Origin of the sequence: Pantanalinema sp., from assembly GCA_036704125.1 — a bacterium.
In the GTDB taxonomy this organism is placed as follows: Bacteria; Cyanobacteriota; Sericytochromatia; order S15B-MN24; family UBA4093; genus JAGIBK01.
In genome coordinates this window covers 1-7318 of record DATNQI010000095.1, presented here as the reverse complement: position 1 = coordinate 7318, position 7318 = coordinate 1, and the positions used below count along the sequence as shown (strand labels likewise).

Annotated in this window: 6 protein-coding genes; 3 read left to right on the top strand and 3 right to left on the bottom strand. The window is 68.7% G+C overall.

Annotated elements, in window-relative coordinates:
- Nucleotides 1-31: 31 nt before the first annotated feature.
- The 3 genes from V6D00_14735 to V6D00_14725 all read right to left on the bottom strand — a co-directional run bounded on the left by V6D00_14735 (nucleotide 32) and on the right by V6D00_14725 (nucleotide 2743).
- Nucleotides 32-1312, bottom strand: coding sequence for a cystathionine gamma-synthase family protein (locus V6D00_14735; protein HEY9900429.1), 1281 nt, complete (start codon nucleotides 1310-1312; stop codon nucleotides 32-34).
- A gap of 152 nt (nucleotides 1313-1464) precedes the next feature.
- Complete coding sequence (locus V6D00_14730) at nucleotides 1465-2028, bottom strand: nitroreductase (GenBank protein HEY9900428.1); 564 nt, start codon at nucleotides 2026-2028, stop codon at nucleotides 1465-1467.
- A gap of 106 nt (nucleotides 2029-2134) precedes the next feature.
- Entirely contained in the window at nucleotides 2135-2743 is a 609-nt protein-coding gene (locus V6D00_14725; protein ID HEY9900427.1) for an HdeD family acid-resistance protein, read from the bottom strand.
- Nucleotides 2744-2980: 237 nt separating this feature from the next.
- Between V6D00_14725 and V6D00_14720 the strand changes: the two genes are divergently transcribed.
- Genes V6D00_14720 through V6D00_14710 form a run of 3 tightly spaced genes read left to right on the top strand, consistent with a single transcriptional unit; the run spans nucleotide 2981 to nucleotide 7161 of the window.
- Entirely contained in the window at nucleotides 2981-4123 is a 1143-nt protein-coding gene (locus V6D00_14720) for a hypothetical protein (protein HEY9900426.1), read from the top strand.
- Between the two features lie 15 nt (nucleotides 4124-4138).
- A complete protein-coding gene (locus V6D00_14715) occupies nucleotides 4139-4498 on the top strand; it encodes a DUF1304 domain-containing protein (protein ID HEY9900425.1) in 360 nt (119 codons plus the stop codon).
- Nucleotides 4495-7161 (top strand): LuxR C-terminal-related transcriptional regulator, encoded by a 2667-nt coding sequence (locus V6D00_14710; protein ID HEY9900424.1) that lies wholly within the window; start codon nucleotides 4495-4497, stop codon nucleotides 7159-7161. The genes V6D00_14715 and V6D00_14710 overlap by 4 nt, the downstream gene beginning before the upstream one ends.
- The last annotated feature ends 157 nt before the right edge of the window (nucleotides 7162-7318 follow it).

Below are 7318 nucleotides of genomic sequence, written 5' to 3'. Positions count from 1 at the left end.
CAGCGTTCAGGGGGCCGTCGATTTGGGGAGATCAGGCTTTCGCCGTGGCGGCGACAGGCGCCTGGCTCACTTCGAGGGCCTGCGCGATGTCCTTGATGAGGTCCTCGGGGTTCTCGACGCCCACCGAGAGGCGGATCAGGTTCTCGGTGATGCCGCAGGCGCGCTGATCCTCGGGCGGGATGTCGCTGTGGGTCATGGTGGCGGGGTGCTCGACCAGGCTCTCGGTGCCGCCCAGGCTGACGGCGAGCTTGCACAGCTTGACCGCGTTGAGGAAGCGGAAGGCCTCGGCCTTGCCGCCCTTGAGCTCGAAGGAGACGATCGCTCCGGGACCCGAGCACTGCTTGGTGTAGATGGCGTGCTGGAGCGTGCCGGGCTCGAGCAGCGTCGGGTAGAAGGTCCGCTCGACGGCGGGATGCTTGTCCAGGTAGTCGGCGATGCGGGTCGCGTTGGCGGCCTGGGCCTCCATGCGGATCTTGAGGGTCTCGAGCGATCGCATCAGCAGCCAGCACGAGAACGGGTCGGGCATGGACCCCATGATGGTGCGATAGGTCGAGATCGCCTCGACCACCGCCTTGGGGCCGGTCACCGCGCCCGCGATCACGTCGCTGTGGCCGCTGATGTACTTGGTGGCCGAGTACAGGACCAGATCCGCCTCCTGGGCGAGGGGCTTCTGGTAGATCGGGCCCAGGAAGGTGTTGTCCACGAAGGTCAGGACCTTGCGCTCGGCGCTCGAGGCCCCGCGGGCGATCGCGGTGATGCCCTCGATGTCGATCATGACGTTGGTGGGGTTCGCGGGGCTCTCGATGTACAGGATGGCGAGCCGCTCGCCGATGGATTTCGAGAGCGCCTCGAGCGCGTCGAGCGGCATGTCCGCCGGGAAGGCGCGGGTCTCGATGCCGAACTTGGGCAGGATGTTCTGGAACAGGAACTCGGTCCCGCCGTAGACGGGCATGCTGTAGAGCACCACGTCGCCGGGCTTGGTGTGAGCCAGCACCGATGTGGTGATGGCCGCCATTCCGCTCGCGAAGCTCAGGGCCATCTCGGCGGCGTCCCAGAGCGCGAGGCGCTCCTCGAGGATCTGAAGGCCGGGATTGTTGAGGCGCGAGTAGATCAGGCCCATGGTCTGGTCGGTCCGGCGCTCTTCGAGGCCGTAGGCCCACTTGAAGTACTGCTCGCCCTCTTCGGCGGTCCGGAAGACGAAGGTCGAGGTCATGAAGATGGGGGGCTTCGCGGCCCCTTCCGAGAGGAAGGGGTTGTAGCCATAGGTCATCATGAGGGACTCGGGCGAGAACTGGCCGGGGTTCATGGGCATGATGCGCGGTACTCCGTCGTGTGTGAGCGGTGGGCGGCGTTGCCAACACCTCCCATCGTTGTAGCGCATGAACGCGCTTTATGCCACATCTACGAGGTTTTCGCCGGAATGAAATGTCTTTTCCATGCTGCGTCGCCGACGGGATCTCGCGCTCAGGGGGTGCGCGTGACGACCGTCTCGACCGGTGGTCGCCGGCCATCGTGCCGCTGGGTCTCGTAGCCGAGCTGCAAGAGCCCGACGATCCTCGCATGCGCCGGGTTTAGCCCGAAAAGGGCGTAGGCCTGGGGGGTGTCGAAGCTCTTCCAGCCGCTCGCCACCCCGTCGGCCCACGCGGCCAGAAGGAAGTTCTGGACGGCGCAGCAGGTGGAGGCGTAGTCCTCGCGCTGCCTGGTCTCGTCGCCTTCCTGCACGGCGTAGGCCACCACGTAGCATGGAACCGCGAGGCCCTTGGCGCGCGCGGCGCTGCGCGCTGCCGGCAGCTCCGCCTCGTCGGCGCCGCGCGAGCGCAGCTTGGCCTCGGTGCGATCGGCGAAGTAATCCGCAAGCCGCTCTTTCATCTCGGGCCCGACCAGGACGAAGCGCCAAGGATAGGTGTGCTTGTGGTTGGGCGCCCAGTGGGCCGCTTGAAGCGCGCGCCGGACGACGTCCTCGGGCACGGGGCGGTCCTGGAACGAGAAGGTGGTGCGGCGCGTCGCGATCAGTTCGTGCATGTCCATTCCGGCTCTCCTCGGTCTAGCAAGTGAGAATGATTGTCACAAATCCACGATCGAAAGGTCAAGGCGCCCGATGCCGGGCGCCTTGACCGGGAGTTCGCCCTTCGTCTCAGCGAGGGGTGCGGCTGCGCGGGGTCTCGTAGGCGCGGGCCGCCGTGGGCTCCTCGAGCATGGCCACCCGAAGCCGCTCGCCGACCCCCTTCACCCGGAAGGAGAGGGCGATCTCGCAAGCGCCCGCGATGATGGCCATGGTGCCGATGGTGATCATCATGGCCAGGAAGCCGACGGCCGGCTGCATGAGGGCCATGATGCCGAAGACGATCCATGCCAGGCCGCCGAGCCCCATCAGGAGCTGGCTCGTTTGTTCGTTTTTGACCTGGAAGGCGCCGACGATCTGCGCCACGCCGCGGAAGACGGCCCACGCCGCCACGACGTAGAACATCGCGACGGTCGCGGTGAGGGGCATGCTGAAGACGGCGATCCCGGCGATCACGCTGATGACGCCCAGGCTCAGCATCAGCCACCGGTGCTCGCCCACCCGGTTGGCGAAGGCGCCGACGGTCGTGACGAGCCCGTCGGTCAAGGCGTAGGCCCCGAACAGGATGACGAGGGCGGCCGCCGTGGCGATGGGCCAAGCCATCGCGGCCACCCCCAGGAGGATGGCGAAGATCCCTCGAACCAGCAGGAGCCACCAGTTTTGAGTCAAGGTCGCAAGCATCTCGGGCCTCCTCGTCCTTCCATCGTCTTGCGGAGCGCTCTTGGATCGCATCGTAGCGTCGATCTTGGGGCGGACCAAGACCGAAGCGACCCTTTCGTCGCGGCGGCGCAAGCGTGCAAGGATAAGAATGATTGCCGGGGCGAAAGATCGCCCATGGCCTGGGAATAATAAAGAAAGGCACGTTTGCTCGTTGTCGATGGGTGGGCCATGTCGGGGATCGGTAGCACCAGCACCAATATGCAGCCTCACCGGCTCCGCAAGCGCCCCTCCGAGGAGGCGGCGCCGGAGGCGGCTGAGCAGGACCAAACCGGCGAGCCCGAGGCCGCTTTGGACCAGACCGAATCCGTGCTCCTCAAGAATGCCGCGACCAAGGCCGACAAGCTCGTGAGCTCGGTGGTGGGTACCTCGGTCGGTGTGGCCGCCGCCGCGGTTTCGGGCGACTCGGTCGCCGCCGTCACCGAGGCCGCCAAGGCCATGGGCGGGAAGGTCGCGACCAGCGACGCGCTCAAGACCGGCATCGCGAACGGTGCGACGATGGTCGCCGGCGTGGCGGCCGTCGCCAACGGCGACGCCTTCGCCGCCGCCGCCGCGACCAAGGCTGTCCTCGAGAACGCCCCTGCCGCCCTCGCCCCTCTCGCGGTCGTCGCCGACGTGGTCATGCTCGCCAAGGGTGACAAGAAGCTCAAGGACAAGGCCCAGGCCGCCGCCAAGGAGGTCGAGACCCTCACCTCGCCGGTCGCCTCGCCCGTCAAGAAGACCAAGTCCGCCCTGGATCTCGCCACCCACGCCCAGGGCGGGATCACCCTCGGCAAGGAGCTCATCGCGGCCTGGAGCAGCATCGGGACGTTCGCCGCTCGATCCAGGACCCTCGCCCCGACGGTCAAGGCCCTCGGCCGCGGCGTGGATTGGCTGATGAAGACCCCCGTTGGAAGCATCTTCCGGGGCCTGGGCAAGGCCCTGCCCTTCCTCAACGTGGCGGCCCTGGCCAACTCCGTCTGGATCGGTTACGACGTCTTCAAGGCCAAGGAGTCCTCCACCACTACCCGGGCGCTCGCCGTGGGCAGCATCGTCTCGAGCGCGGGGCTCTTCCTGGCGACGGTGAGCGCGGCCTTCGCCCCGATGCTCCTGCCCATGGCCCTCGGCGGCCTGGTGGTCGAGCTGTCCCTCTTCTACGCGCGCCGCAACGATCAGCAAGCGGGCGACACCGACCGCAAGCTGGGCTATGCCCTGTCGCACCCGGTGGAGGGCGCCGAGCTGGCCGCGCGCACGGCGATGAAGGGGATCGACGCTACCCTGGACTGGTTCGCGCTCAACCTCAGGCAGGGGGTCGACAAGCTGGGCGACCTCTTCAAGGGCAAGAAGCCCTCGCCGGATGCCTAGCCCGAGGAAGGGACCATGCTCGCGGAGATCCTGATCGGCCTGGTCGCCCTCGAGCACCTGGGGTTCCTCCTGCTCGAGGCCGTGTTCTGGCGCCGGCCGCTCGGCCGCAAGGTCTTCGGCCTTTCCGAGCATGATGCGGCCTTGACCGCACCGCTCGCCGCCAACCAGGGCCTTTACAACGGCTTCCTCGCCGCCGGCCTGGTCTGGGCGCTGATCGCTTCCGACCCGGGAATGGCCAGGTCGCTCGCCGTCTTCTTCCTCTGCTGCGTGGGGGTGGCCGGGGCCTTCGGGGCCGTCACCGTCAAGCGAACCATCCTCTGGATCCAGGGATTGCCCGCTGCGATCGCCCTCTTGGCCGTCTTGGCGGGAAATTGAGCGCTCCGATTCTCGCCACCAAGCTGTTCGCCCCGCGCCGCAACCTCAAGGCCGTGCCCCGGCCCGACCTGGCGTCGAGGTTCGAGGCGGGCCTCTCGGCGCGCCTGACGCTGCTGTCGGCCCCGGCGGGCTTCGGCAAGACGAGCCTGGTGGCCGAGTGGCTCGACGCGAGCGCCCGCCGCCCCCATACGGCTTGGCTCTCCCTGGAGCCGGACGACGATGCGCCGCCGCGCTTCTGGCGGCACGTCCTCGCCGCGTTCGAGCGGGTCGCGCCCGGCGCGATCGCGCCGGCGCTCGAGCTGATGCAGCGACCGGATCCGCCCATCAGGGACGTGATCCTCACCCTTCTGAACTCCCTGGGGTCCTCCCCGGATCCGCTGGTGCTCGTCCTGGACGACTTCCACGCGGTCACCGGGCAGTCCTTGCTCGAGGGGATGAGCCTCTTCATCGAGAACCTGCCGCCGCAGGTCCATCTCGTCCTCATCACGCGCGCCGATCCCCCCTTCGCCCTGGCGCGGATGCGCGCGAGGGGCGAGCTGTCCGAGCTCCGCGCGGATGACCTGCGCTTCACGCCCCAGACGGCGGACGCCTACCTCAATCGGGTCATGGCCCTCTCGCTCTCGGCCTCGGACGTGGCCTCGCTCGCAGCCAGCACGGAGGGGTGGGTCGCGGGCCTGCAGCTCGCGGCACTCTCCATGCAGGGCCTGGCGGATCGCCACGCGTTCGTCTCGCGCTTCGATGGCCGCCACCGCTACATCCTCGACTACCTGGTTGAGGAGTCGCTGGCGCACCAGGCCCCCGACGTGCAGGAGTTCCTGCTGGAGACCTCCATCCTCGATCGCTTCGACGCCGCGCTCTGCGAGGCCGTGACCACGGGGCGCCACGGCCAGGCCATGCTCGCGCGCCTGGAGCAGGCGAACCTCTTCCTGGTGCCGCTCGACGAGGCGCGGCGCTGGTACCGTTACCACCACCTCTTCGCCGACATGCTGCGCCACCTGCTGGCCTTGCGGAAGCCGGGGCATGCCGGGGTCCTCCACCGGCGCGCGGCGGCCTGGTTCGCCGGGCGCGCAGAGAGCTACGACGCCATCCAACACTCCCTGGCGGGGGAAGATTACGACCGGGCGGCCGATCTCATCGAGGCCGGTCACGCGCAGTTCCAGCGCGGCCAGCTGGCAAGGCTGCAAGGCTGGCTCGCCGCCTTGCCCGACGAGGTTCTCGCCCAGCGGCCCCGGCTCGACCTCATCAGGGCCCAGGCGTTGCGATCCGCCGGGCAAACCGAGCGGCTTTCCGCCCTGGTGGATCGCATCGAGAACCGGCTGAAGGAGGATGGCGATTCGCGCCTCCTGGCCCAGGCCCAGGTCTTGAGGGCCTACCTCACCCGGGTTCGGCGGGATCTGAGCGGAGCGATCCGCCTGTCCCGCGAGGCCTTGGCCGCGCTCGCTCCCGAGGATGCGGGCTGGCGGATGCTCGGATTGCTCAACCTGGCTTTGGCCCATCACTTCGCTTGCCAGACCGAGCTCGCGGTGGCCGTCTACGAGGAGCTTACCGCCTTGAGCCGGCGCTTCGGCGCCGCCTACTACCTGATCGCGTCCATGAGCCTGGAGGCCATGCTCTTCGTCCACACCGGGCGATTGAAGGATGCCCACCGCCTCTACGAGACGGTCTTCGACTACGCCGAGGCGCAGGGCCTGCGCAACACCACCGCGATGAGCTTCGCGCTGGTCGGCTTCGGCGAGCTGATGCGCGAGTGGAGCGACTTCGAGCGCGCTGAGCAGGCCTTGCTGGAGGGGGTGGGCTTCGGCGAGGAGATGCTCGACGCGGCCCTGAACGGCTACCTGAACCTGGGGCGCCTCAGGAACTCCCAGGGGGACCTGGCCGAGGCCGTCGCCGTCCTGGAGCGAGGCCTTGCCCTCATGCGCCAGGCCGGCGTCCGGACCTTCGTCACCCAGCTGGAGTCGACGCTTTCCATGCGCCGGGCCCTCTTCGCCCTCACCCGGGGCGCCGAGGGGCGCGCCGAGGCCCTGCGCTGGGCGCAGGCTCGCGCGCCGCACGAGGACGACTACCTGAACTGGTCGCTCCAGAACGAGGGGGTGGCCGTCGCGCGGATTCACCTGGCGGCGGGCGATTCGGCCGAGGCCTCCCTGTGGCTCGATCGCGTCGAGGAGAACGCCGCCGCCCTGTCCCAGCTGCCCCTCTTGCTGCGCGCCCTGGTGCTCCGCGCGCTGCTGCTGGATCGGCAGGGGGGGCGAGACGGCGCTCTGGCCGTGCTGGACCGGGCTCTCGCCCTCGCGGCGCCCGAGGGCTTCGTCCGCGTCTTCCTCGACGAGGGCGACGCCGTGGCAGGCCTCCTCAAGAAGCACGCTCCTCGCTTGCCGTCCGAGGCGGCGCGGGCCTATGCCCTCGAGCTGCTCTCCCGCTTCGGCCCGCACGGGAGCGCGAAGGCGACAGGACGCGCGGACGCGGTGCTGGTCGAGCCGCTCAGCGATCGCGAGCTCGGCGTGCTGCGGCTCATCGCCGAGGGGCTCAGTAACCAGGCGATCGCGCTGCGGCTCGGCATCGAGCTCAACACCGTCAAGAAACACAACAGCAACCTCATGAGCAAGCTCGGGTGCTCCAACCGCACCCAGGCGGCAGCTCGGGCGCGCTCGCTCTTTCTGGTCTGATCCCCTTGCGCCGGTAGTAGCCCCGGAATTTTCCGGGGCTACTACCTTGGTGTGATGACCGGGACCCGCCAGGCGCCTAGGCTAGGGACATCGACCTCCGAGTGTATCGTCCTGGAGAGGAGTTCCCCCTCATGCCGCCGCGTCACTACCGGATCCG